Genomic DNA, 25,894 nt, shown 5'->3' on the forward strand with positions numbered 1-25,894 from the left:
ACCATTTGGCAATGAAGGGCTTTAATCTATAAAGCAAAATTTAATTAACCTTTAGTACGTAGTACTGTTTTTTTAGATGCATGCTTTTCAATATAATCAATAATCATACCAGCAATATCTTTACCTGTTGCTTTCTCGATACCTTCAAGACCTGGCGATGAGTTAACTTCCATTACTAATGGACCACGTTCAGAGCGCAATAAATCAACACCAGCAACGCTTAATCCCATGATTTTCGCAGCAGCAACCGCAGTCTTACGCTCTTCAGGAGTAATTTTAACCAATGCTGCACTACCACCACGGTGAAGATTAGAACGGAATTCACCTTCTGCACCTTGACGTTTCATTGCTGCAATCACTTTATCGCCAATCACGAAACAACGAATATCTGCACCACCAGCTTCTTTAATGTATTCCTGCACCATGATATTAGCTTTTAAGCCCATGAATGCTTCAATAACACTTTCAGCCGCTTTACGTGTCTCAGCGAGAACAACACCAATGCCTTGCGTACCTTCTAGTAGCTTAATTACTACTGGCGCACCACCCACCATATCAAGTAAATCTTTAACGTCATCAGGCTTACTTGCAAAACCAGTAACAGGCATACCGATGCATTTACGAGATAACAGCTGCATTGAGCGCAATTTATCGCGAGAACGACTAATTGCAACAGATTCGTTAACGGTATAAACACCCATCATTTCAAATTGACGTAATACTGCTGTACCGTAAAATGTTACTGATGCACCAATACGAGGGATAACTGCATCAAAATCCACTAAATCTTCACCTTTAAAGTGAATCGATGGTTTTTGTGAGTTAATATTCATATAGCAACGAAGTGCATCAATCACCTTGATTTCATGGCCACGTTGCTCTGCCGCTTCAATCAGGCGAGACGTTGAATACAATGACTGATTACGAGATAAGATACCGATTTTCATTACTATTACTTTTCCTTGCTTTGAATTAGGTAAGAAGCTTCCGGATCAACAATGATACGACCATGCATAGCGGTTCGCCCTAGCAACATTCGAAAAGCCATATTATCACGGCTTGTTAACGATATTTCTATTGGCCATTGTTGACCATTAAAATCAATAGTTGAAACAATAAAGTAGCGCAATTGTTCATCGCCACCAGAGTTTCTCACAACACGCTTGTCAGCAACTTTAGCCATACAAACCTGTTCAATATCAGTATTATTATGAATTGGATGTAGCCAGAATTTCACCCACAATTCATCATTTTGAGTAAACTCTTCAATTTTGAATGTATGAAGACAAGAACTACGTGCTCCTGTGTCAATTTTCACATGAATATCATCAACACCAAGATCAGGTAAAGCGGCAACTTCGCGCCAACCAACAATAAATTTATTATTTTTATTCACAATTGTTTCTTTATTAATCATTACAATAACCCAAACTTCCTTAACAGCTAACTAAAGCACTTTTATTGAAATACAGCATATAAAATCGAAACCAGTAGTCTCTAATTATGAATAGCTAACTGCACTTTAATTAAACTATTATCAATATATAAGGAAATCATTAACTAACTGAGCACTGAATTGACCTGAATCAGTGCCAATAACGGCGATAAAACCACCATTAGATGACTGTTTTTTAGTATCATCGTGGCATATATTACCACATATTAGCCATATAAGATTTTTTATTAATCTCATTAAGCAATAAGTTTCAATGTGATAACAGTGATGAATCCCTTTGTTATTCGTAGCAGAGTCACCCAAACATAACTATTGGTCTGCCCTCAGTATATCGGAATACAATAACAATAAAATACTAGTATATAAAAAGACCATTTTTGATTATTTTAATTCCAATAAAAAAGAGCTGATTATCAATCCTATTTAAATCTTTTCAGTTACAACCCTCACTCATGTTACTCTTTCATTATTAATCAATAAAAACGTATAAACATGTCAGAACTAAAACAACAACTACTATTACTTGGCATGGCTGACTTGCCTGTTGACGCTTCAACCCAGCAGCAATTAGAACAATTTATTTCAGCATCATCGGCGCATTTTGAGCATGTCCGCCAACAACGTCCAAATAGTACATTATTAGACTTATTACTTGGATTTATGACGTTACATCATCAACAAGTGCATCAGCAATGGCAGCATCAACACACTACAGCAATAAAAATGAAAGCGGTTCTTAATAATACAATTGGTAACGATTATGCCCGTAATTTCACTCATCAAGATCAACATTACTTACTTGCCGTAACACATCTCTGGCTAATGGTACAAGGTGCCTCAGGTATTGATTACAGTTACAGCAACGAACAAGCTGAAACCCAAAGCCACATCATAATTAATGGTGAACAGACGGTACAACCCACACAGCTTAACATCGAAGTAGAATCGCTCAGATGTAAATTTATGCAATCATATTATTTAGGAAAAAACCATAACAAAGCGAAATTTCGCGCCCGCATCAAGCAACTGTTCAGAAAAGTATAACAGCGTTATATCTTATAACTTTAAAATAGCATTAACTGCCTTCTTTAACCGCGCTACTGACTTGTCCTTACTTCATAAATTACCGACAATACGGCTGTATTTCTCTTTAATGAAATAAAATCTACTTATTGTCGGTCTCATAGGAAATATTATAAATACTTATCGCTTTAATGTAGATAGTACCTTGGCCCAACACAAAGAATCATATATCGAACAACGCTAAATATCGTCACATTATACGTTGTTTACTTGGAGCTCTAGATTGAAAAAGTTATACCAATACCTCTATTTAACCTTTGCCTTACTAATCACTGGGTTTGGCATTACCTTTTCATCAATAGCAGCGGCTACACCGCAATACACGACAGGTTGGGTTAAAAACCCTCAACATCCACCAGTTGAAGTTAGACTGATGCTTACCGGTCAAAAAGATCCCGCTAAACATACCGTTCAAGGTCTGCTAGAAGTCAAACTTGATACTGATTGGAAAACCTATTGGCGCTCACCTGGCGAAGGTGGTGTTGCTCCCTCTATAAATTGGGATATGTCATCAAATATTGCTAAAGTTGATTGGCAATGGCCTTTACCCAAACGCTATGAATTCTTAGGTGTTGAAACGCTTGGTTACAAGCATGACGTTATCTTCCCACTTTCAATTCATATCAAAGATATGAATAAACCAGTATTCCTCGCTGGCAAATTAACTATGTCGTCATGTACTAGCATTTGCGTACTAACCGATTACGAACTTTCATTCGACTTTATCCCAAGTAAGTTAATGCCATCGACAGAAGCGATGTTTTTATATAACAAAGGTGAAAGTCAGGTACCCAAACCATCTCCAACAGTCACTTTAAATAGCCTCTCTTATAACAAAGCCGAAAAACAAGTAACAGTTGTAGCGACTAATACCACGGGATGGCAGCAGCCCGATGTAATTATTGATGGTGATTCGCAAGCCGCTAAAGACACCTCATTCCTTAAATCAGCCACAACTATAGAAGGTAATACACTTTACGCGACATTACCTGTCACTAGTTGGTTTGGTACACCCAAATTAGTGGGGCAACCACTGCATGTGACTATTGGTGATCATGATATTGCCGTTGAAATGACCGCAAAGGCGACTGATATACCCGTTAATATCCCAACTTCGGGTAACAACCTTCTAAAGATTATTGGATTAGCCTTACTCGGTGGCCTTATTCTTAATATTATGCCGTGTGTCTTACCGGTATTAGGGATGAAATTAAGCAGTGTTATCTCTGCTCAAGGATTAGCTCGCCGTCAAATTCGCACCCAATTCTTAGCATCTGCTGCTGGAATTATTGTTTCATTTTGGTTATTAGCTCTATTTCTTGCTGCAATGAAATTATCGGGTCAGGCTCTTGGATGGGGAATTCAATTCCAAAGCCCATGGTTTATTGCTGCCATGATTGCTATTACGGTGCTATTTGGTGCCAATATGCTGGGCTTGTTTGAAATTCGTCTTTCAAGCAATACCAACACTTGGCTAGCCACCAAAGGAGATAATTCTCATTTTGGGCATTTCATTCAAGGCATGTTTGCGACCTTACTAGCAACACCGTGTAGTGCACCATTTTTAGGCACAGCCGTTGCGTTTGCATTAGGCGCAGATTTAGTGACTTTATTTGCTATTTTTACAGCACTTGCTATCGGTATGGCTGCACCGTGGTTATTAATTGCCATTTTCCCACAGTTAGCAGCATTAATGCCAAAACCAGGCTTATGGATGGATCGTGTTAAAACGCTATTCGGCCTAATGATGCTCGCAACATCAGTATGGCTATTGAGCTTGATGACTAGCTTCTTTAACACGGCTACAGTATGGGGATTAGGTGCTGTAATCTTAGTGATTATTTTATGGTTACTAGGACGAAAGAAAGGCCGTAAAACAGTTATTATCACCTTAGCTGTAATGTTACTTGGCGCAGGTGCTAGCTTATTTACTGGAAGTTTAACTGCTAATAAATGGGCAACACCGCTACCAGCCGATCATCATTGGATCCCATTAGATACAGCCCAAATAGCAACGGAAGTAGCGCAAGGAAAAACAGTTTTTGTCGATGTAACTGCACAATGGTGTATTACTTGTAAAGCCAACAAAATGGGCGTGATTTTACAAGAGCCTGTTTATTCGGCCTTAGATAGTAAAAATATTGTATTAATGCGTGGCGATTGGACTAAACCTTCAGATTACGTTACTGGCTTTCTACAATCACATGGCCGCTTTGGAGTACCGTTTAATATCGTTTACGGTCCGAATGCACCTAAAGGCATTGAGCTTCCCGTTATTTTATCAAGTGATAGCGTTCTTAATGCACTAAAAAAAGCAGGTAAATAATGTCATCAAATATCAACAAATCACCTCGCCATAAATGGCGAGGATGGCTCAAAAGCATTATTATTTTTATAATTATGTTTACAATTGCTAGTACAGCATTAGAAATGTGGCGTAATCGTCATTTAAATCAAATGCAAGTATCTGCAGCAACCCAGCAAGCCTTCACCACAATTGATGGTCAAAAGGTCGATATCTTTAAAGATAGCTATGATCAAACTGTACTTGTGTATGCATGGGCAACATGGTGTGGTAGCTGTAAAATAGTATCGCCGATGATTAACTGGATTAATAATCAATCATGGTTAAATATCAAGGTAGTCACAATCGCGATGCAATCCGGTGATGATCGCCGCTTACATGCCTATCTAAATATGAAAGGATATGATTTCCCGGTTGTAAATATCAATAGCAATTTATTAACGAAGCAATGGAAACTCTCTAGAGCACCGACTATTTTAATCATTAAGAATGGTAAAATTCAAAGTACAACCGCAGGTTTAGTCACTCCTCCTGGATTACTCGCCCGCTTAGCATGGGTTGACATGAAATAATAAAAAACCCAGCGACTTTATATACTCTTTCAAATAAAAAAGTTATGGGTAGCTGGGTTTCTTTTTAATATTTATTTAATCGCCGTATTTGCCAAAAATGACGTTTCCAATATGGATTATCTAATCGAGAAATAATAACGCCTTTTGATTGCGAGGCATGTAGAAATTCTGAATTACCTAAATAAATCCCCACATGGCGTGTATTACGTCCGGTTCGGAAAAAGACTAAATCCCCCTCCTTAGCCGCATTAGGTTTAACCTGTTTACCTTTTTTGACTAATTCTAATGTCGTCCTTGGTAGCAGCTTTTGATAAACACTGGAATAACCGACCTGCACAAATGCCGAACAATCGATACCTTTCTTCGACTCACCGCCATAACGATACGGTGTTCCTTTCCAGTTGTGATAGACACCATCAAATACGCCGTTATTCAACGGTAATGCAGGTTTTGTTTTTAACTTAGGCGGCGGCGTTAGAGACTTAGTTGTTGCAGTGTCATTCATAGCAGGTGTTGAAGAACAGCCAACACTTGCTAATAAGACAAATAAAATTAATATCGTTTTTTTTGTAATTAATCCGTTTTTCACTATTTATCCTACAATCCTTCGGTGGAAATAAATATGTTTAATACAACTAATCAAATGTTATCGTTACATTCACTATACTAGCGTAAACCATAACCAATAACTGTGGTATTGATTCAATTGTTCCATATATTACTATCTAATCTACCCGATAATACACGAAGAGTTATGCCATTCAAGAATGTAAGCTGAACAACAGCATACAATTAGACAATAAAGGTGCATTGCTAATTGGTGGCTAAGCGCATAGAGGAATATAAACAAAAATTCATTACAATTGATAAAAATATCAAAAAAAAGCTCACACAGAAGTGCAAGCCAAAATTAATACAATAGAAGAGACAAACATGATGAAATGTCATCAGATCCTACTGTAAATCTTTTGATATTTAATGCTAGAGCTTTAATATCAGTATTAGAGACAATTCACGCCATCTTGTAAATAGCCAAATTATCAATAACATAAAACCCTATGAAAATAAGGAAACGAAATATTTCATTATTATTCATAGGGTCAACGTTTTATATTAAATAAACAATTATAGGTAAAGCTTAGCTACATCTGAAGGCTCTAACTCTACACCTTCAAGTGAGTCATTCCAGTTCAAACCAACTAAAACACCATCTTCTACTAGAGTGATCATCCAATCTTCAAGAAAAATGTCTAGTGGTAGTTCACTCGGTTGAAACTCAGCCCACTCATCAGCACATTGCATTTTAGCATCGGCTTCATTTGACCAAAATGGCATCACTTCAGAGTCTTCAAATTCAGAAGAGGCAACAGATAACCAATCACCCTCTTCGTTACGAAGGCTCCAAACAACGCGTGTTGCTTGTGTTTCTGTTACGAACAAAGCTTTATTTGCTTGGATATCTGCAGTTAATTTAGTCATTATTTTCTCTCAATCAAAATGCCATAATCTGGCTTTATCGGTTAAATATATCAACCTTACCCTACCTAGATATTTTATCAAAAAAAACACCTTAGCAGCATTATTATTTAGTAATGATTCACTGTACAGCAACGATAAAAAATGAACAGCATCAATAAGCCGCTTTTCTTCACTGTGTATATTGACTTATAAAAATTCAATGACAGAATAACGATGAATGTTATCACTTCACACCAGGATGGTATCTAGGGCTCTGAGTGCCACTATTGATCATTCATCAAAATAGCTCCTCAATATTGCAATGACATTGAGGCAATAACCACTCTCTATCTTAGGTGTTAACATGCAATCACATCGAGCAGGTAATATGCTTGCGGCATTTTCATTTGTTCTATGGGGAATATTACCTCTTTATTACCAATATTTACCTCAAGCAAATACCAATGAATTACTTGCATTAAGACTTATTTTTTCGGTTCCTGTAATGCTCATCGTGATGATATTACTTCGGCAACCCATTCCGGCGATAAAAGATATCGTTGCTGATAAAAAATCATTACTGATGTGCGGTATTGCGGGCGTTATAATGAGTGTTTCTTGGTATGCCTTTACATGGGCGATCACTCATGGCGAAGTACTAGCTGCGAGTTTAGGCTATTTTATCAACCCTTTGTTTGCCATTGCTCTTGCAATGTTTTTCTTAAAAGAAAGACTCACCAAAGCACAAGTTATTGCTGTTATTTTGGCTATTTTAGGCATTGGCTATCAGGTATGGCAATACGGTCAATTACCTTGGCTTTCTTTAATTATGGGCAGTTTTTTTGCCATCTATGGTTTAACAAAAAAATACATCAAATATGATGCACTTACATCTGTCATGATAGAAGCCGCAGTACTGACCCCTTTTGCCCTTATTTATATGGTATGGCTATATTTTAATGGTGATAGTGTTGCTCTTACCTCAGGCACCACTACATTTTTATTGTATGCAGGAGCAGCTCCAGTTACCGTAGCGCCATTGATATTTTTTGCCTTGGCCCTGAATCGTACTAGCCTGACGATGGTAGGTTTAATGCAATATATTGAACCAAGCTTGCAACTTTTATTAGCGGTATTCTTATTTGGTGAAGTATTTGATCATACCAAGGCCATCAGCTTTGGCCTGATCTGGCTAGGTTTAGTTTTCTGTACGCTAGAAGCTTTACCGCCTTTATCTCGACGTAAGAAAGTAACAATATCAGACCATTAACCATTTTATTTTTTGATACCAACGCAAACACCGTGTTTTTAGCGATGTTTGCGTTTATGCTGTAACAAACTTCACTATGTCTACTATGATAATGACCACAACTAGCCCTGACTCAGAAATTAAACAATTACAATGCGCTCTTGCTGAATTTGCTCAACAACGAGATTGGGATCAATTTCATACTCCAAAAAATTTAGCGATGGCATTAAGTGGTGAGGTAGGAGAACTAGTAGAAATTTTTCAGTGGTTAACCCCAGAACAAAGCCAGCAGTTATCTTTAGAAAAGAAACAGCATGCCAGTGAAGAGATCGCTGATGTCATGATGTATTTACTACGATTAGCCGATAAATGTAATATCGATGTGATGCAAGCGTGTCAACAAAAGATCCAACAAAACGCAGCGAAGTACCCAATTAGTAAATGCTATGGTTCCGCAAAGAAATATAACGAATTAGATTAGTGTCACTCACTAACAATAAAAAAGCTGACTCTAGGCCAGCTTTTCATAAATAATTTACTTTTCGCCGACACCGCGGTTTTCTTTTTTAGCTAAAGCTATTTTGCCAAAACCTAACTTACGAAAGTAACTATCACGATATTCTCGTCCTGCTTTACTACAGGTCGATACAGCTTCAACTTGCTGCTCCATTTTTAGGAATGTCGTTAAATCAATACCTTCAGCAGCAGCTACCGCTTCATGAATGTTACGGTGTATATCAAAAGAGAAAATTAAACGCTTTTCTTCTTCTTTGTAGGTATAAACAATAGTACGTGACATAACGTCCCCAATAGAGCATAAAAGGAGAGCGAATTTACCGTATAAGGGCTCAAGATGGAAGTAGAACCGTCTTTACTGTAACGATTTACTTTACAGCGTGTTAATTATCAACAACTTCACACTGTTGTGAAGTGAGTAAGCCACGTTGAAATAGCTCATCTTCAGCCATTGGCTTATAAAAATAAAAACCTTGGATATAACGTACACCTAATGAAGCAATGAAATCTAATTCAGCTTGCTGCTCCACGCCCTCAACCACAATATCTGCCTGAGTAATCTTCCCCAATTGAACGGCTATTTTGAATAACTCTTTGCCACGTTGACTATCAAGGTTCAAAACTAAAGAGCGATCAATCTTAACCTTATTAAATTCAAAGCGTGATAAGTAAGCCAGTGATGAATATCCAGTACCAAAATCATCTAACGCTACAGAAATACCTAAATGTTGTAATTGTGACATCACCTGAGTGACTTTAGTCTCATCTAAAATCAATAACTCTTCGGTAAATTCTAGTTCTATATGGCAAAAAGACAACGAACTACCAATAATACGATTTTTAAGAGTTTCAACGAAATTTTTTGAAAGCACTGTATCCGGTGAAATATTAATCGATAATTTGAGGTTAGGGTTAACAACAATAAATCTTTCCGCTGCTTTTATCGCTTTATCTAGCACCCATAAATCGAGTTCAGGCATTAATCCTAACTGATTAAAAGCAGGTATAAATGTAGGTGGCAAAATCTGCCCTTGGTGATTCCTAAAACGAATTAATACTTCACACCCACTCACTTTATTATTTTTTATATCTACTTGAGGCTGAAAATAAAGAATAAACTCACCTTCCGCCTGTAGTTTTTCAATTTCTCGTTGAGCAGTAAGATTATTATGCAATGAAGGGATAAAACTGGTTAAACGTGTTTTAACCTCAATTTCATCACTGGTAAATAAACGATTAGAAAATATATCTGAAACACCAATACCTAAACTACGTTTATCCATTAATCTAAAAAATGGTAAATATATAACTATACCAAGCACTATTAATAGTAATTGTAATAAAGCACCAGCTATTGAACCACCCGTTGCCACATAACCACTAATAATCGGTGGCATTAACCAGCTATGGACTTCAGTTAAATGTGGCACAATACCAATATAAATAGCACCATAAGCAATAACAAAACTCACCGCAGGCACTAATAAAAATGGGATAATCATAACCGGATTAAATATGATAGGAACACCATATAAAATTGGCTCATTAACATTAAAAAGGCAGAGCAACAAAGCTGCCTTAGCCAATACTTTATAACCTTTACTTTTCGCAAAAAACAGCATGCAGATAGCTAAACTTAGCATATTGCCGCTACCACCGATACCAGTAAAAAAGTCATAAAAATTAGTACTTAATATATTAAGATCCGCACCAAAATTATGCCACTCGGTAATATTTAACATAGTAACATTATAGAGTTCTGTTTTATAAGTGTGCAGAATATTATGACCATTAATCCCTATTGACCACAATAAACCACGTAACACTTCATAAATGAGTCCATCAAAAAATGAGGTTGGATCTAAGCGGGGAATAAGTGACCAAGAAATTAATGTTGATGCCTGTTCAAATATTTTACGAAATAAGAAACTTATAGATAGTACCATTGAAATAGTGGCAATTGAACCTGCCAACATACTCATAGAAATATCAATAAATGAATCATCCGATTTTATTTTAAATACTCTAGTATTTTTTAGCTTAGCAATAATTTCACAAGAAATATACGCAGTCAGTAATGATATTGGAAAGTTATTTGGTAAAGGAATTAATGGTGATATTAAATTCCATTGATAAGAAACAATAAAAAATACCGTTAATGATGTTGCGATCACCGTTCCCTTTGGAACACGCTTCACTGCTGATAAATAAGTAGCTAAATAGAAATTGACCAAAATGGGAATCATAATCCCTGTTGTTTGGCCGACATAATGTACTGTTTGACCAAAATCATTAAAATTGAAATGATCACAAACAAGTGCAACTAGGTCACAAAATGTCGAAATTAATACCAGCGGTAATGCCATTAAAAAAACATTCGAAACTGCAACCAGATATTTATTCGCAGATAAATAAGACATCTTTTTAAACATTGGCATAATATTTTCTGCTTCTATACTAAACGCTTAAACTAAATAGATATAATTAAAGGTAACTATATTGTAAAAATAATCATCTCAAATATAGTCATTTTTAAATAAATGAACAAACAAATTTCATCTAAAAATCAATGATTAGCTATAAAAAACGTTCAATATATTCCACATACAGAGAAAAAAGCTCAACTGCAGCAATGTAAGCCAGTAACCATTCACCGCCTTTTCCCATAGTTATGCACAGAAACAGTGGATAAGTCCATAAAACACACAACTAAAAACACTTAGATAACATACTTTTTACAAAAAACCACTTAACCATAGCGAGTCTCGGTTACTTAATAACCTACTATTAATTATCGATCTTAAAATAATGAATAACCTGATTCTCACTTCCTTTCCATACCAAAGAAGGATTTCGTTGCGTTTGGTCATATTTCCCATCAACCATCACATCAATTAAGTTAGCAATTTGTTGTTGTTCAACTGTGAGCTCAGATAATAAATACCCCGTCCATAGCCAAATATCTTTTCCACTGCACTCTCGACGTACACGTTGTACTAATTTCAATACAGCCGCAACATTTTTAGGATGAAGAGGATCTCCGCCAGAAAGTGATAAGCCACGACGTTTAATACGCGTATCATTAAGGTCATTAATAACCTGATCTTCCATCTCTTGGGTAAACGGATGACCCGCATCTAGACGCCATGTACTTTGGTTATAACATCCCTTGCATTGATGCACACAACCAGAAACAAAGAGTGTTACACGAGTACCCGGACCATTAACAATGTCGACAGGGTAATAATTGTGGTAATTCATTTTCGATCTCGATTAACTAAAGCTAGCGTCGAATAATTCAACCAACGCTTACAAATAAAAGAAGTGCCCTAAAGCACTTCTTGTTTTATAACTAGACAACGTTATTAATAATGGTTACATGTGCTTAACGCGACGTTTAACTTCTTCTTGCTTACCAAAGTTAAATGGACGAGCATCAGGACTACCTAAGTAACCACATACACGACGCGTTACAGAAACTCGTGATGGCTCATGGTTACCACACTTAGGGCAAGTAAAACCTTTACTTGTACAATCAAACTCACCAGTAAAGCCGCAATCATAACATTCATCAATAGGCGTATTAGTACCGTAATATGGTACTCGGGTATAACTGTAATCCCAGACATTTTCTAATGCTTCAAGATTATGCTGAATATTTGGGTATTCACCGTAACAAATAAAACCACCATTCGCGATATCTGGATATGCCATTTCAAAGTCAATCTTGTCATATGGATTAACTTTTTTCTCAACATCTAGATGGAAGCTATTGGTATAAAAACCACGATCCGTTACACCGTCAACCACACCAAATTCTTTGGTATCAATTGCACAGAAACGACTACATAAATTTTCACTTGGGGTGCTATAAAGGCTAAAGCCATAACCAGACTCTTCCTTCCATGCATCTGTTGCGTCACGTAAGCGTTGAACAATAGCTACCGCTTTTTCTCGTAACATTTCACTATCATAAACATGGGTCTTATTGCCATATAACGCATTCACTGTTTCATGAATACCGATATAACCGAGTGAAATTGAAGCACGACCATTTTTGAAGATTTCTGATACATCATCATCTTCTTTTAAACGCACACCACATGCGCCTTCCATATAAAGGATAGGAGCTACACGCGCTTTTACACCATTTAAACGGGTAATACGAGTATCCAAAGCACGACGAGATAATGCCAAGCGCTCATCTAAAATTTCAAAGAAACGCGCTTCATCACCTTTTGCCTCTAAAGCAATGCGTGGCAAGTTAATACTGACTACACCAAGGTTATTTCGGCCTTCATGAATCAGTTCACCATTTTCTTCATAAGGACCAAGGAAACTACGACAACCCATTGGAGTTTTAAACGAACCTGTTACTTCAACCAATTTGTCATAGTTTAAAATATCAGGATACATACGCTTAGATGCACACTCTAACGCTAATTGCTTAATATCGTAGTTAGCATCGCCTTGTTTATGGTTAAGACCATCTTTAATTGCGAAAACAAGCTTCGGGAATACTGCTGTTTTATGATTTTTACCTAAACCTGCAATACGGTTTTTAAGAATAGATTGTTGAATTAAACGCGATTCCCACGATATACCTAAACCAAAGCCAAATGTTACAAAAGGAGTTTGACCATTCGCGGTGTGAAGCGTGTTTACTTCATATTCTAGTGATTGAAATGCGTCGTAGCATTCTTTATGAGTACGCGCTTGTGCAAAAGCAATCGGATCAGCAATCCCCCACTCTGTCGCTACCTCTAAATGCTTAGCATAGCTAACGGTAACATAAGGTGCTAACACCTCATCAATACGGTTAATCGTTGTACCACCATAAATATGGCTTGCAACTTGTGCAATAATTTGAGCAGTTACTGCTGTTGCTGTAGAAATTGATTTAGGTGTATCAATTTCTGCGTTACCCATTTTAAAGCCATGCGTTAACATGCCGTCTAGATCGATCAGCATACAGTTAAACATTGGGAAAAAAGGTGAATAATCTAAATCATGGTAGTGAATCTCACCGTTTTCATGTGCTTTAACAATATCACGGGGTAACAAATGCTGAGTTGCATAATGCTTAGCAACAATACCAGCAAGCAGATCACGTTGTGTCGGAATCACTTTACTGTCTTTGTTTGCATTTTCATTTAACAATGAAGCATTGCTTTGCTCAATTAAGCCACGGATCTCATTATTCAGGCGACTTTTCTTCTCACGAGAAATATCACGATCATGACGATATTCAATATAAGCACGAGCTACAATCTTGTGTGGGCCTGCCATAAGCTGTGTTTCTACCGCTTCTTGAATAGCATGAATATCAACATTCTCTGTATCAGCAAATTGCGCTAATACCGCTTCAGCTACTGAGGTAGCATAAGCCTCATCCATTGTATGACACTCTGAATCGCTGATGGAATTTGCTGCCCCAAGAACAGCTTCTTTTACGCGTAAAACATCGAAGGATACACGGCAACCATCACGCTTTATTACTACAGGATTCACACAAGGCTCCTAAAATCACAGAAAAATGACACTGTCACTTAAACACAAAATATAGTGTTCTATTTATAAGCGGCAACAAGATGTGGTGTATTAGGCGCGATCTGGCGCAAAGAAACCTTGATCGAGATCAATTTATAGCACGAGCAGTTTGTCTTGTGAACGATGATTATGAAGCGCCACAAATTTTTGAATGTAAGCTTATTTATAAACCCTATTGTCAATAAATTTATCATCACATTCATTCAATATTTTTAAAAAATTACTTGCCTTTCGTGCAATTCTTGAGACTATCCTCTATTCAGTAATCATGGATGTAACACATGGATTTGTCATCACTCAATACGCGCATTGATAACACGATATTTAAAAATCTTCGTATTGGTTTTATTTGGGCATCTAAAATTTCTTTAATCACGATAATGCTCATTACCGTTGTTATTTGGATCGATTTTTTTAACACCAAAAATAATAATTTATTATTAACCACTGTGGGTTTTAGTATTCAAGCGCTACTCTTTGCCCTCGGATGGCTCTTTTTTGCCCACAATAAAACCCTTCAGCATTACAAAATAGTTTCATCTAGTTATGCTTTGTTATTCGGATTAACGTGGGGAGGTGCTATTATCAACCTTAATAACTTAGGTCATGCCTATGTTATTGTTGAAATTGTAGGTAATCTGTTATTTCTTGTCGTACTACTTAGTTTTTATGCCTATCGTACCGCGGTTTATCTCGCAACGATCCCTATTTTAATTTTTACCACTTGGTATAGTATTGAAGATCCTCGATTTGACCTACTTTTTGCTTTCACCAAACTCGCTATTACCATAATCATTATTGAATCAGGCCGACAACTACTCTTTAAATGGTTCACTGCTCGTATTAAACAAGAACATGACAATAAACGTTTGCTAAAACAACTGGCAAAAATATCTTTTACTGATCAGTTGACACAAATTAATAATCGTCGTTTTTTTGATTTTGCAATTAATAAACAAATTATAAATGCTAAACATTACCATCATCCACTTTCGATTATCTTAATTGATATTGACTATTTTAAGCTTTTTAACGACAACCTCGGACATGTTAAAGGTGATATGTGTTTAAAGTCAGTGGCGACAACAATCAGTAGTAGTTTATTGAGGAATACTGATACCGTATCTCGTTACGGTGGTGAGGAATTTGTGGTCTTACTGCCAAATACTGATAACCAAGGCGCACGTTGTGTTGCTCACCGTATTCAACAAAATGTAGCAGGCTTAGCGATTACCCATCCAAGCTCTGATATTAGTCAAACAGTCACCGTCAGCCAAGGTATTGCCACATTGAAAGCAAATCAACTTCCTAGTCAATTAATTGATGTTGCTGATAGCTATCTTTATAAAGCGAAGGAATTAGGACGTAACCAATATTACGGCACATAAAAATGAAAAGTGTTAAGGCATTATTACTCTAAATAGTAACTAGCGCCATACTATGGATACTCACAAACTATAAATAATTAAGTATTTAAAACAGATCAGGCATAGTCAATATCAAGCCAATCATGATGATAATAACTATGCCTATTTTCGCCTTGTTACTACTATTACTGCCAATAAGCGATAGCTACGCGCAACCTTTCACTCTCATGAGTTGGAATATGCAATGGCTATCACTAAATCCCAAATCACCTATTGTACGCTCAGCGGCAGATTATCAAGCCTTAAAACAACTATTTACCATTCATTCACCCGACATCCTCGCATTTCAAGAGGTAGATAGTACCGAGGCTTTATACCGAGTAATCAATCAACAACACTATAAAATATATCTTTCCTCACGAACCAATAGTCCACAAGATAGTTTTAAAATAAATAATCAATACACAGGGTTTGCGATTAAGCATGGTATTGATATTGAAGATATAACTGATTTATCACAACTAAGCTCTCCAGCTATCGCAGCAGGTAATTCAATCCCTTTTAACAACAAATTACGTTATGGCAGTATGATACGTATTACCATTAATAAACAATCAATTATTTTACTTAACCTTCACCTAAAATCAGGTTGTTTTACGGCTAAACAATTAGCCCAACAAAAAGATAAATCATGTAAAACCCTGGCTCAGCAACTTAAACTGATTAAGCATTGGGTTAGTACTCAACAAGCAAGATCACAACCTTTCATCATTGTTGGTGATTTTAACCACCGCATTAAATCCGGTAAAACATTTATCGATAAAATTACTAACGATCCAACAACTATCCGCCACGTTTCTGCTGCAATTAGTGCTAATTGTACGGTAAAGTTAGCCAGCAGAGTAACCCGTTATCGTACCTACAGAGCTCTCATCGATCATCTTTTTACGACCACAAATATTAAAGCTCTTGATCAACGTCAGATTCAGTATGATAAACAGCAAATATCACAATTTACACTCAGTGATCACTGTCCATTGTTGTTTACATTAGCGGTTCATTCTTCGTCACATACATAACTAATCAGTTGCGTACCCACCATTACAATAACGTACATCAGGAATAATATTATGCTTATTGAGTAAACGGTACATCGTGGCCCGTGATACGCCAAGATCTTTCGCCGCAGATGCTACTTGCCCCTTGTGTGCCTCAAGCATAGCGACTAATACATCCTTTTCGGCTTCATCTTTAATCGTTCGTAAACTTTGTTTAATATTATTTTTCTTCGGTAAATCAAAATGATCCAAACTAACTTCATTACTATCATTTAATAATGAAACCCGCTTAACTTGATTGATTAGTTCACGAACATTACCTGGCCAGTTATATCGAAGTAATAGTTGCTTGGCCTCTTCACTATAATGCATTGCGAGCGTATTATATTCCTTAGAGTATTTTTGCAAATAATACTCAGCTAATAAAATAATATCAGCACCACGTTCTCTTAATGTAGGTACTACAACATGAAAGACATTCAACCGATAATAAAGTTCTTTATTAAAGTTATCATTTTTAACCGCTAGTTCTAAATCAATACTTGATGAAGTAATCACACGTACATCAAAAAAACCTTGGTCATTTAATTTTTCATTTTCTGGTTGTTGTAAATAATTAAGCAATTTTAACTGTAATGGCTTAGAAAGCTCTTCGATACCATTGAATAGCACCGTCCCATTAGTAATAATATCATTCGAATTTGTATGCCGAAGTGGATCTAAAAAAGCAGTGCGTTGATCATCTTCTGATAATGAAGAGCAATTAATTACAACTATATCGTCATTACGACGTTTACTTAAATTATGAATCGTCTTTGCGATAAGTTCTTTCCCAACCCCTTGTTCGCCACTCAAAAGAACATTAACATCAGTCATGGCAACTCTTTTTACCATATCTCTTAGGTGTTTAATCGATTTAGACTCACCATATAATCCAATTTCACATTGATGATTGGCATCAATCCAAGACGTTGACTCAATATCCAACATCCCTAGCTGATGACCTGCCGTGTCTAATAATTGACTTGAGGGTATTGGTGTTGAAAAAAAATCAACACAAAAGTTATTAATGAATTGGCAAATAGAATCAATTCTTAATTGCTCTTTTTTTATTATTGCTATCCATTTAACATGCTTTGTTTTATTTGCACGCTGGGAAATACTATTTAAGCTAAAATCATTATTGCTCAAATCAACAATACAAACACATGGACTATACTCTTCTAATATTGCATCAGCTGTTCGCAAATCATAACAACAATGGGTTTTCCAACCAGCTTGCTCTAACAATGCAATCCAAGGTTCATAAGTACACCCCATAGCAATCAAACGTCCATTACTCTTTTTTTTATCATTTATAGCTACCATTAGAGTCACCCTTTAAGAAAATAGCCATTCTCGATTTATATTAAAAAATATAGGTAACAACAATGTATTTTGCATTGTATCAACGATAAGAATAGCAATAAAAATATACCAATTGAAATTCATTAATAATATAATATTTTATATATTTGTTATATTTCATAGTATTAAGAATATTTAAGATAAAAATAGTCATATAAATTATTTACTTTAAAAAAAGAAAGAAAAAAGAAAATATTGAACTTTATTGTTTTTTTATACATTTAAATATGCATTAAAATACAATTATATAGACATCAACGGAATAAAATAAACCATGATGATGAGCAAAAAAGCAAGGATAATACGAGACCTTACCCTACTTTTGTTTTATCCTTGCCTAAATAATGATATGTAATAAATAGGACGACAGTATGTCTACTCCATTAGATGCTGCAATGATTGAAACAATTTTGAGCTTTGATAGTGAAAAACGTTACAAACACTTAGTGAAAGAAGTGGTTGCCAACCGTGAAATATGGATTCTTACCGATGAACATGGTTGCGTTATGCTCAATACTGATGATGAAGATTGCGTACCTGTATGGCCGAATAAAGAATTTGCAGAAGCATGGGCAACCGGTGAATGGGAAACATGTAAAGCAGAAGCTATCTCATTAAATAAATGGCATAGCCGTTGGACTCACGGCCTTGAAGATGACGAACTTGCATTAGTCGTATTCCCAATTCCTGAACAAGAAGGTCTAGTGATCTATCCTGATGAATTTGATTATGAATTAAAAACATTAGCGAATAAGCGTCGCTAATTAGATCAAAGTACCTAATAGGCTAGCATTAAGCTGGCCTTATTTTTAAACGCCCAGCATCTAATAAGGTATATTTTGAATACTATTATCGAACAAATTAAACAAACACCAGCTAGTGTTGATTTTAACGATGTTATTGCTACCATCAGTAAACATTATCACTATCAACCCGTACGGTTTACTAACGGCCTGGCAAATAATATGATCATCAATCAAGCAGGCACTAACGAAGGGTCATGCAAAATATTTGCGTTTGCATACTTACACCAACTATCACAAACTGAAACTTTAGCCTGTTTTGGTGCATTTTACCGTAAGGATGTACTTCAACATCCTCAACATACCGATCATCAAAATATTCGTCAATTTATGCTATCTAGCTGGGAAGGGATCACTTTTGACCATTTTCCTCTCACACTAAAAACAGCAATATAAAAGCCATTAAGTCAATTCATACCTAATGACTTTATATAATAATAGAAATACACCTACAATGGTTTTTTACAGTGACTGCATTTTTGTGGCGGCTTCATAAAAAAAGGAGAACGGCTAGCCTGACCACAACTATCACAAAACTTTGTTGATCGGATTGTAAGTAATGTTACGGGTACTAATAAAATCAATATTGCGATCATCCATGCTACTGGTGGTTGCATAAAGATAATGAAACCACCAATTACAACATTACTAAACACAGTATAAATTGGCCATAATCGACGCTTTTTAGCCACATCATTACCACGTTGGAATAGCATCACACTCCCCACCGTTAGTCCTAGCCAAATTACAACGAAACCAATTAGTAAATTTTCCTGCATTTTTTTTCCTTAAAAAATATTTCTCTAAACACAACACCTATTAACTAGATATCATATGGTTACTGCGTTAAACAACTTTCAATAATTGTTACTCATTACGTCAAATATTGACAGCTATCTTGTTACTATGCCGCATTTTTAGTCTATTTAATAACCACATTTCGAACAAAACCCACATGTAGCAAAAAAGTTATAATTATGATGCAAAATATTGTTGATTATATTAATAAAAGCATTATATTTAGCGTCAGAACAGGATGTTCATTGAAAATGCCTACTTAGCTGCCATTTGCTAAAGATAGGTTTAAGGAGTGAAAATGGTTACGATTTCATATTCTCAAATAGCGATGCACAATGTGCGTTCTATCGTGCATAACTGCGCTACGCCCAACCGCCTTAGTCTTATTAACGATTGGCGCTATAACAACATTCAACAACCTCATCAACAATTTGAGGCATTGTATGAACACGCTAAATTCGCGCAAATAGAACTTAACCAACTAATTAAAAAATCTGCGTTACGTACTGATTGCCACGCAATTCTCCCCGGTCAAAAGTCTCGAATACGTGCCCAACAAAAAATCACAACTGAACTACATGGCAAATCCGAAGCATTAACGGATCTCGTACGTGGCTCAATTGTTGCTACTAATATTGATAATTTAATCTCAGCTTACGATTATTTAATACAATATACCGATGTTTGTGGTGTTAAAAACCGCTTTAGTCGACCAACAGATTCTGGCTATCGTGATATTAAACTATTAATACGGTTACCAAACAGCCATTTTATTGCCGAGATACAATTGCATCTCAAAAAGATAGCCTCAATAAAAAATGGCGTTGAACACTCAATTTATGAGCAAATTCAAAAAATCGAACGTCAAGCAATGACTGAATCACGCTTGCTACATGAATTAGAACACCAAAAAATTAAAAAATTACGTCAGCAATCACAGCATCTCTATCACCGTGTGTGGCAGCATTATATGGGCAATAACTGTTTAGCAAGTTAATCATTGATGCGGAGATTGTATGTGGTTATGAATAATGTAAATATGCTGTAATAAATAATTCAAAAATATGAATACCAGCACAGTATTCAATTCCCATTCAGGGTAAAGTTATTACTATGTGAACAGATAATAGATAACAACCAACACTCTACATACAAACTTTTTAGTTATGCCCGTTTTAGTATGTTTTGATATTGCACTGCAATATTTTTAGGAGTTGTTTAATGGACATAAAATCTGTTTTACGTACAAGTTTTGTTCTTTTTTGCATGCTCAGCCGCTCTGTTGTGGCTGCGCCAGCTATTACTCCCGCATTTAATACCCACGACCAATCACAAACGCGTCAAACACAAGCAAGTCGTAAAGCCTTTCAACGTGACTTAAGTGGCTTATACAGTATCCAATCATGGAAAGATGATAATCTACGTCAACCATTTAAAAATTTTGACGATCTTTATTTAGCAGCGACTGACGCACAAATTGAATTACAGACATTACTTCAGACTGTCAGCCTTGCATCTACAACCAATATTATTATTCCTAATATTAAATCAGCACAACGTTCTCAACAAAAAATCACGACTGAATTACGAGGTGAAGTAGATAAAATCACCGATATTGCACGAGGATCTATTGTTGCTAAAAATATTCCAGCATTAGTTCAAGCTTATGAATTACTGGCAAAAGAAGCAACAATCGTAAGTGTGAAAAATCGCTTTAAAAATCCAACGTCATCAGGCTACCGTGATTTAAATGTGCTGGTACGCCTACCTAACAGTCAGGTTATTACTGAAGTTCAACTACATTTAAATAATATATCAACGATTAAAAATGGCCCTGAGCACGATCTCTACGAAAAAATTCAGCGAATTGAACGTGCAGCATTACAACAACAACGTCCATTATCTGAGTTTGAAGTAGCACAGATTAATAAGCTACGACAACAATCTCACCAGCTTTACCAAACAGCATGGTTAGGTTATCTGCAACCTCAAGCCGCATAACATTTATATTTATTGAAACAATAGAGCCCGAGATCGAATATTGAGAACAAAAAATCGAGCGGGCTTTTAGACTATATAATTCCATTTGAACATAAAAAATCCCCTTTCTTAAATCTATCCCTCTTTAAATATCTCATTTATTCATTTTTAAAAATATCATTTGAAATAAAAATGTTAATTATATGTACTTATTAATAATAAATTACGTATATAGATTGGATTTATTCCGATATCGATAAAAGGCTTTATTTGAGCGATATCATAATTACATTTATTTACTCTCAATGACTGCATTTTTTTATCGTGAAAACATTTTCTATCTCTTATTATCCAGCGCTAGATAACGGACGCTTTTCAATATGGAGATAGATAATGGTTACTATTTTTAGCCTTGTAATTATATTCCTTGTAGGCTTATTAATTTATAAAAAATACAACCCGCAAACAACATTACTGCTTGGCGGTATTATAATGATGGCCGCGGCTATTATATTTAGTACTGGCACACCGCTTCCAGAAAATATTTCAAGCGGTAATCAGTGGCTTGATATCTTTACATTTCTAAAAAACACCACCGCAAAAACTGTCGGTACACTTGGTCTTATTATTATGGCTGTTGGTGGTTTTGCTAAATATATGGATCATATTGGTGCCTCACGAGCACTGGTTAATATTGCAATTAAACCATTAGGTTATTTTAAAGCGCCTTATTTAGTTATGGCACTTGGTTACATCATGGGGCAAATACTCAATATCTTTATTCCAAGCGCATCAGGTCTTGGATTATTGTTGATGGTAACGCTTTACCCTATTTTAGTGCGTCTTGGGGTCAGTAAAATGTCTGCTGTAGCAGTTATTGCAACAGCAGCTTGTTTAGATTTAGGACCAGCGTCTGGTAACGTCAATTTAGCCGCTCGTACTGCTGATATTCCTGTCACAGAATATTTTATTAGTTATCAATTACCCGTTGCGATTGCGACTATGGTAACAATCGCTACACTGCACTTTTTTGTCCAGCAATGGTTCGATCGTCGCACAACAACTAATGACAACGTTGAACTTCAAACAGAAGAAATCCAAGTTGCACCACCAGCGTGGTACGCTTTACTGCCGATTATACCGCTGGCATTGATCATGATCTTTAGTCCAATGGCTATCGCAACCGTAAAAATAGATGTTGTAACCGCAATGTTTATTTCAATTGCTGTAGCAATGGTTTGTGAAGGGATTCGTCATGGCGCAAAACCGATCTTTAAAGACATTTTGGTTTATTTCGATAGTATGGGTAAGCAATTTGCACGTGTAGTAACACTGGTTATTGCAGGTCAGGTATTTGCTCATGGTATGAAAGTAATTGGCTTACTTGATACCGTAATCAACTTTGCTATTAACGCCTCAGTATCACCGGCATTAATGATCATTTTAATGGTTATTATCATTACCTTTGCTGCAATTTTAATGGGTTCAGGCAATGCGCCGTTCTTCTCATTTGCAGCAATGGTGCCAGATATTGCTGATAAGGTAGGTATTAATGCGGTTGTTATGCTGATGCCAATGCAATTAGCCTCCGGTATTGCTCGCTCAATGTCACCAATTACCGGTGCAATCGTTGCTGTTGCTGGTGTCGCTGATGTGTCTCCATTTGAATTAGTAAAACGCACAGCCATTCCAATGATCGGTGCATTAATAGTATCAACCACAATGTCACTTATCTTAGGTTTATAACGAATCAACTACACTCAAAAAAACCGCATCAAATAAGATGCGGTTTTTATTGTTTAATTATTAATCATAATTTAAATACGTTCCCATGGACCATTCACATCACCGGGTTGATTACCTTTAGTCCACCATTTAGCACGGTAGTTATTACCTTCAAAGATAACTTCGTTACCGGCAACATACGCTTTATTTGCAGACCAATTACCAATCTCACCTGTTGTTTCTTCTACCCATACAGCTGCTGTTCCTGGTGTTTCACCTTTGGTCCACCACTGAGCTACATAAGTGATACCATTATAAAGAACACTATCACCACCACTATATTCTGTTGTTGGGCTCCATGTATCACCACCAGCGGCTTGTCCTGTCACATTCACAACAACCGTTTGCTGTACTGACGCTTGGCCATCTGTCACAGTAACCACAACAGTTAGCGTTACATCTTCAGTCGTTATTGGTGCTGTCACGGTGATATCAGCACCGCTAGCCGTTGCAACAACCTGTCCTATTGATGAAGAATAAGTTAAGTTATCGCCCTCAGCATCAGTTGCGGCAACAGAGATAACCACATCTTGACCACTTTCAACAGCAACTGTTGCTGGTGCTGTTAATACTGGCGCCGTATTTTCAACAACGCCTGAACCTTTAACATTCACCACCACAGATTTAGTCACACTTTTACGGCCATCAGTCACTTTAATCGTTACAGATGTCACCATATCAGTCGCTGTGTTTGGTGCGGTATACGTCACTGTTGCAGTACCATTACCATTATCTGTAATTTGTGCCTCTGGAGAACTAAAGCTTAAACTGTCGCCATCAGCATCTATTGCAGAAACACTAAAACTAATAGTCTCGCCAGACTGTGCAGCTTGAGCGGCTGGTACTGTCAATTCTGGCGCAGCGTTCGGAGTAATATCAGCGCTAAACACATCATCAATTGCTTCTGCTAGGGGAGAACTTAACTTAGTACATTCTTTTAACTTAGTACCGTGGTTGATAAAGGTACCTTCACACTTAATATCGCCGTGTACTTGCCAAACAATAACCCCACCTAAATCGTGATCAACAATGTACTGCGCTTTCTTCTTCATCGAAGGAACATCGTCATAACTTAAGAAGTATTTACCTTTAACAGCATAAGGTACTTCTGCACTCGCATCCCACTTATGCTCCCAACCTGGCGTTTTAACGATATAATTGTAATTTGGTGAGCCTTCAAACTCTTTCCAGTTATCAACATCGACAGCAGTTAACAATGGACCATCAACAGACATGGTATACATACGTTTATCAGTTGGTGCACCTAAATAAGCTTCAGCTTCTGTGGTCTGCACACCTCGACCATAAAAAGCAGCACCGAAGTTAATTTTCTCCGATGGAATGCCCTTTTCTGCCATCCAAATACGCAAGGTATCTAAATCTAATCCGGCATATTCTTCTTCTGGGTAGGGGTATAACGGTGCGTTATGTGCAGTAACATTCGACCAACCACCATTAAGGTCGTAAGTCATCATATTAAAGTAGTCCATTGATTTAACGAGACGAGGCCAATTAAACCCTTCGAGTTTTGCCGTTGATGCAGAGAATGCCGCTGTCAGTAATTTATCAGGGCCAATACGTTTGCGAATATCTTCCATTAATTGTTCAAAGTTCGCGAAATCGGCAGGATCACCCGCAAAATTCATTCCACCAAACCCTGGATATTCCCAATCAATATCAATACCGTGGAAACCTAATGCCATTAACTTATCTAAATCATTAAGGAAACGTTCTTTTTTAACCGGGTCAGCAGCCATTTCAGGAAAATGTTTAGACATGCTCCAACCACCTAGCGATGCCATAACCTTAACACCTTTCTGATTGGCAAGATCAATCAAGCCAAGAGCACCTCCTTCTTTTTTCAGTGGAATAGGCATATTACCTTCAATGCCTGTTGGTTCATGACGCCAACCTTTGCCACTTTTCACAAAACCTTGTGCTGTTACCTTGGCTAAATTTTCCGCATCCCAAGGTTCATTAACTGGGTATTGATGAATATATTCCAACTCACCCCACAAAATATGGAAATCCCAGCTAGAATATACATCTGGGTGTAATAATGGCCCAGGCTCTTGTACGCTATCAGGCTTATTAATATCTTTATTACGTAAATCACCACTGTGCAATGTGCCGTCTTTTGCTACTCCAAAAAACGAGAAATTAAGAATAGAGTAAATATCCATATCAACATTTAAATGAGTCGCTTCGCCTTTTACAGAAAAACCTGCACTAGTACCTTTCCATGCTTCCCATTGAGTTAGATAACCAATCACATTCTTATTATGTGCTGGTGCTGCTTGTACTTGAGCTGCTGAACCCGCCAATAAAAATCCAGCAATAATACCTGCCACTTTCGTTTTATTAATTCCCTTTTTCATTTTGTGCTCCACGTTATGATTGATAGCTAATTGCTATATCAGCTTTTATGAATTCAGCTGATTTTTATAACGATTAGTAATGTTTTTACGCCATTAAGAATCTTGTATCATTGTTATAGATCTTTTTTG

At 36.6% G+C, this 25,894-nt stretch carries 23 protein-coding genes; 12 read left to right on the plus strand and 11 right to left on the minus strand.

Features of this window, described 5'->3' with window-relative positions:
• Positions 1-44: 44 nt before the first annotated feature.
• Both rimK and PPBDW_RS17790 read right to left on the minus strand, forming a co-directional pair.
• Positions 45-947 (minus strand): 30S ribosomal protein S6--L-glutamate ligase, encoded by a 903-nt coding sequence (gene rimK / locus PPBDW_RS17785; RefSeq protein ID WP_036791019.1) that lies wholly within the window; start codon positions 945-947, stop codon positions 45-47.
• A 5-nt stretch (positions 948-952) separates the two neighbouring features.
• Entirely contained in the window at positions 953-1,417 is a 465-nt protein-coding gene (locus PPBDW_RS17790) for an ATP-dependent zinc protease family protein (protein ID WP_054262164.1), read from the minus strand.
• Between the two features lie 531 nt (positions 1,418-1,948).
• On the opposite strand from PPBDW_RS17790, the gene PPBDW_RS17795 reads away from it, so the two are divergent.
• The 3 genes from PPBDW_RS17795 to PPBDW_RS17805 all read left to right on the plus strand — a co-directional run bounded on the left by PPBDW_RS17795 (position 1,949) and on the right by PPBDW_RS17805 (position 5,416).
• The gene (locus tag PPBDW_RS17795) at positions 1,949-2,500 is read left to right on the plus strand and encodes a hypothetical protein (protein WP_036791023.1); all 552 of its coding nucleotides are present in this window, start codon (positions 1,949-1,951) and stop codon (positions 2,498-2,500) included.
• A gap of 262 nt (positions 2,501-2,762) precedes the next feature.
• Positions 2,763-4,865: a protein-disulfide reductase DsbD family protein gene (locus PPBDW_RS17800; protein WP_036791026.1), complete on the plus strand. Its 2,103-nt coding sequence runs from the start codon at positions 2,763-2,765 to the stop codon at positions 4,863-4,865.
• The gene (locus PPBDW_RS17805) at positions 4,865-5,416 is read left to right on the plus strand and encodes a thioredoxin domain-containing protein (protein WP_036791029.1); all 552 of its coding nucleotides are present in this window, start codon (positions 4,865-4,867) and stop codon (positions 5,414-5,416) included. The genes PPBDW_RS17800 and PPBDW_RS17805 overlap by 1 nt, the downstream gene beginning before the upstream one ends.
• Positions 5,417-5,480: 64 nt before the next feature.
• Here PPBDW_RS17805 and PPBDW_RS17810 read toward each other — a convergent pair whose 3' ends face one another.
• Positions 5,481-6,005: an NlpC/P60 family protein gene (locus PPBDW_RS17810; RefSeq protein WP_243423028.1), complete on the minus strand. Its 525-nt coding sequence runs from the start codon at positions 6,003-6,005 to the stop codon at positions 5,481-5,483.
• Positions 6,006-6,541: 536 nt separating this feature from the next.
• Complete coding sequence (locus tag PPBDW_RS17815; protein WP_036791032.1) at positions 6,542-6,895, minus strand: DUF2750 domain-containing protein; 354 nt, start codon at positions 6,893-6,895, stop codon at positions 6,542-6,544.
• A gap of 343 nt (positions 6,896-7,238) precedes the next feature.
• On the opposite strand from PPBDW_RS17815, the gene rarD reads away from it, so the two are divergent.
• Both rarD and PPBDW_RS17825 read left to right on the plus strand, forming a co-directional pair.
• Positions 7,239-8,144, plus strand: coding sequence for an EamA family transporter RarD (gene rarD / locus PPBDW_RS17820; protein WP_036791035.1), 906 nt, complete (start codon positions 7,239-7,241; stop codon positions 8,142-8,144).
• 85 nt (positions 8,145-8,229) lie between these two features.
• Positions 8,230-8,604: a nucleotide pyrophosphohydrolase gene (locus PPBDW_RS17825; RefSeq protein ID WP_036792883.1), complete on the plus strand. Its 375-nt coding sequence runs from the start codon at positions 8,230-8,232 to the stop codon at positions 8,602-8,604.
• A 54-nt stretch (positions 8,605-8,658) separates the two neighbouring features.
• On the opposite strand, the gene PPBDW_RS17830 is transcribed toward PPBDW_RS17825, so the two are convergent.
• From PPBDW_RS17830 to nrdD, 4 genes are all read right to left on the minus strand, one after another.
• Positions 8,659-8,922 carry a DUF2960 family protein gene (locus tag PPBDW_RS17830; protein WP_036791038.1) on the minus strand — a complete coding sequence of 88 codons (264 nt, stop codon included), beginning with the start codon at positions 8,920-8,922 and terminating at the stop codon, positions 8,659-8,661.
• Positions 8,923-9,022: 100 nt separating this feature from the next.
• The gene (locus PPBDW_RS17835) at positions 9,023-11,077 is read right to left on the minus strand and encodes an EAL domain-containing protein (protein WP_036791041.1); all 2,055 of its coding nucleotides are present in this window, start codon (positions 11,075-11,077) and stop codon (positions 9,023-9,025) included.
• A gap of 349 nt (positions 11,078-11,426) precedes the next feature.
• Positions 11,427-11,900: an anaerobic ribonucleoside-triphosphate reductase-activating protein gene (gene nrdG / locus PPBDW_RS17840; protein ID WP_036791043.1), complete on the minus strand. Its 474-nt coding sequence runs from the start codon at positions 11,898-11,900 to the stop codon at positions 11,427-11,429.
• Positions 11,901-12,014: 114 nt separating this feature from the next.
• Complete coding sequence (gene nrdD, locus PPBDW_RS17845; protein WP_036791046.1) at positions 12,015-14,150, minus strand: anaerobic ribonucleoside-triphosphate reductase; 2,136 nt, start codon at positions 14,148-14,150, stop codon at positions 12,015-12,017.
• A 320-nt stretch (positions 14,151-14,470) separates the two neighbouring features.
• Between nrdD and PPBDW_RS17850 the strand changes: the two genes are divergently transcribed.
• Positions 14,471-15,577 (plus strand): GGDEF domain-containing protein, encoded by a 1,107-nt coding sequence (locus PPBDW_RS17850; RefSeq protein WP_036791049.1) that lies wholly within the window; start codon positions 14,471-14,473, stop codon positions 15,575-15,577.
• A 137-nt stretch (positions 15,578-15,714) separates the two neighbouring features.
• Complete coding sequence (locus PPBDW_RS17855) at positions 15,715-16,635, plus strand: endonuclease/exonuclease/phosphatase family protein (protein WP_181950655.1); 921 nt, start codon at positions 15,715-15,717, stop codon at positions 16,633-16,635.
• Here PPBDW_RS17855 and PPBDW_RS17860 read toward each other — a convergent pair whose 3' ends face one another.
• Positions 16,636-17,982 (minus strand): sigma-54-dependent transcriptional regulator, encoded by a 1,347-nt coding sequence (locus tag PPBDW_RS17860; protein WP_036791052.1) that lies wholly within the window; start codon positions 17,980-17,982, stop codon positions 16,636-16,638. It abuts the gene before it with no gap.
• Between the two features lie 410 nt (positions 17,983-18,392).
• Here PPBDW_RS17860 and PPBDW_RS17865 point away from each other — a divergent pair, with 410 nt between their 5' ends.
• Both PPBDW_RS17865 and PPBDW_RS17870 read left to right on the plus strand, forming a co-directional pair.
• Positions 18,393-18,785 (plus strand): DUF2750 domain-containing protein, encoded by a 393-nt coding sequence (locus PPBDW_RS17865; protein WP_036791054.1) that lies wholly within the window; start codon positions 18,393-18,395, stop codon positions 18,783-18,785.
• Between the two features lie 75 nt (positions 18,786-18,860).
• Positions 18,861-19,220 carry a HopJ type III effector protein gene (locus PPBDW_RS17870; protein ID WP_036791057.1) on the plus strand — a complete coding sequence of 120 codons (360 nt, stop codon included), beginning with the start codon at positions 18,861-18,863 and terminating at the stop codon, positions 19,218-19,220.
• A 53-nt stretch (positions 19,221-19,273) separates the two neighbouring features.
• Here the strand turns inward: PPBDW_RS17870 and PPBDW_RS17875 are convergent, their stop codons facing one another.
• Positions 19,274-19,603 (minus strand): hypothetical protein, encoded by a 330-nt coding sequence (locus tag PPBDW_RS17875; protein WP_036791060.1) that lies wholly within the window; start codon positions 19,601-19,603, stop codon positions 19,274-19,276.
• Between the two features lie 317 nt (positions 19,604-19,920).
• On the opposite strand from PPBDW_RS17875, the gene PPBDW_RS17880 reads away from it, so the two are divergent.
• The 3 genes from PPBDW_RS17880 (at position 19,921) to dcuC (ending at position 23,348) form a co-directional block, all read left to right on the plus strand.
• Positions 19,921-20,619, plus strand: coding sequence for a nucleotidyltransferase family protein (locus tag PPBDW_RS17880; RefSeq protein ID WP_054262166.1), 699 nt, complete (start codon positions 19,921-19,923; stop codon positions 20,617-20,619).
• Positions 20,620-20,843: 224 nt separating this feature from the next.
• Positions 20,844-21,623, plus strand: coding sequence for a RelA/SpoT domain-containing protein (locus PPBDW_RS17885; protein WP_036791062.1), 780 nt, complete (start codon positions 20,844-20,846; stop codon positions 21,621-21,623).
• A 372-nt stretch (positions 21,624-21,995) separates the two neighbouring features.
• Entirely contained in the window at positions 21,996-23,348 is a 1,353-nt protein-coding gene (gene dcuC, locus PPBDW_RS17890) for a C4-dicarboxylate transporter DcuC (RefSeq protein ID WP_036791065.1), read from the plus strand.
• A 71-nt stretch (positions 23,349-23,419) separates the two neighbouring features.
• Here dcuC and PPBDW_RS17895 read toward each other — a convergent pair whose 3' ends face one another.
• Positions 23,420-25,765, minus strand: a complete 2,346-nt coding sequence (locus tag PPBDW_RS17895; protein ID WP_036791068.1) for a glycosyl hydrolase family 18 protein — start codon at positions 25,763-25,765, stop codon at positions 23,420-23,422.
• Between the last annotated feature and the right edge of the window lie 129 nt (positions 25,766-25,894).

It is taken from the genome of Photobacterium kishitanii, from assembly GCF_000613045.3.
GTDB classification, from domain to species: Bacteria; Pseudomonadota; Gammaproteobacteria; order Enterobacterales; family Vibrionaceae; genus Photobacterium; species Photobacterium kishitanii.

Bases quoted from the DNA above. Each gene is read 5' to 3' on its own strand.
- dcuC (WP_036791065.1), top strand. From the start codon at position 21,996: ATGGTTACTATTTTTAGCCTTGTAATTATATTCCTTGTAGGCTTATTA.
- rimK (WP_036791019.1), bottom strand. From the start codon at position 947: ATGAAAATCGGTATCTTATCTCGTAATCAGTCATTGTATTCAACGTCT.
- PPBDW_RS17880 (WP_054262166.1), top strand. From the start codon at position 19,921: ATGGTTACGATTTCATATTCTCAAATAGCGATGCACAATGTGCGTTCT.
- PPBDW_RS17790 (WP_054262164.1), bottom strand. From the start codon at position 1,417: ATGATTAATAAAGAAACAATTGTGAATAAAAATAATAAATTTATTGTT.
- PPBDW_RS17855 (WP_181950655.1), top strand. From the start codon at position 15,715: ATGCCTATTTTCGCCTTGTTACTACTATTACTGCCAATAAGCGATAGC.
- rarD (WP_036791035.1), top strand. From the start codon at position 7,239: ATGCAATCACATCGAGCAGGTAATATGCTTGCGGCATTTTCATTTGTT.
- PPBDW_RS17850 (WP_036791049.1), top strand. From the start codon at position 14,471: ATGGATTTGTCATCACTCAATACGCGCATTGATAACACGATATTTAAA.
- PPBDW_RS17895 (WP_036791068.1), bottom strand. From the start codon at position 25,765: ATGAAAAAGGGAATTAATAAAACGAAAGTGGCAGGTATTATTGCTGGA.
- PPBDW_RS17875 (WP_036791060.1), bottom strand. From the start codon at position 19,603: ATGCAGGAAAATTTACTAATTGGTTTCGTTGTAATTTGGCTAGGACTA.
- PPBDW_RS17825 (WP_036792883.1), top strand. From the start codon at position 8,230: ATGATAATGACCACAACTAGCCCTGACTCAGAAATTAAACAATTACAA.
- PPBDW_RS17885 (WP_036791062.1), top strand. From the start codon at position 20,844: ATGGACATAAAATCTGTTTTACGTACAAGTTTTGTTCTTTTTTGCATG.
- PPBDW_RS17830 (WP_036791038.1), bottom strand. From the start codon at position 8,922: ATGTCACGTACTATTGTTTATACCTACAAAGAAGAAGAAAAGCGTTTA.
- PPBDW_RS17865 (WP_036791054.1), top strand. From the start codon at position 18,393: ATGTCTACTCCATTAGATGCTGCAATGATTGAAACAATTTTGAGCTTT.
- nrdG (WP_036791043.1), bottom strand. From the start codon at position 11,900: ATGAATTACCACAATTATTACCCTGTCGACATTGTTAATGGTCCGGGT.
- PPBDW_RS17805 (WP_036791029.1), top strand. From the start codon at position 4,865: ATGTCATCAAATATCAACAAATCACCTCGCCATAAATGGCGAGGATGG.
- PPBDW_RS17835 (WP_036791041.1), bottom strand. From the start codon at position 11,077: ATGCCAATGTTTAAAAAGATGTCTTATTTATCTGCGAATAAATATCTG.
- PPBDW_RS17860 (WP_036791052.1), bottom strand. From the start codon at position 17,982: ATGGTAGCTATAAATGATAAAAAAAAGAGTAATGGACGTTTGATTGCT.
- PPBDW_RS17815 (WP_036791032.1), bottom strand. From the start codon at position 6,895: ATGACTAAATTAACTGCAGATATCCAAGCAAATAAAGCTTTGTTCGTA.
- PPBDW_RS17795 (WP_036791023.1), top strand. From the start codon at position 1,949: ATGTCAGAACTAAAACAACAACTACTATTACTTGGCATGGCTGACTTG.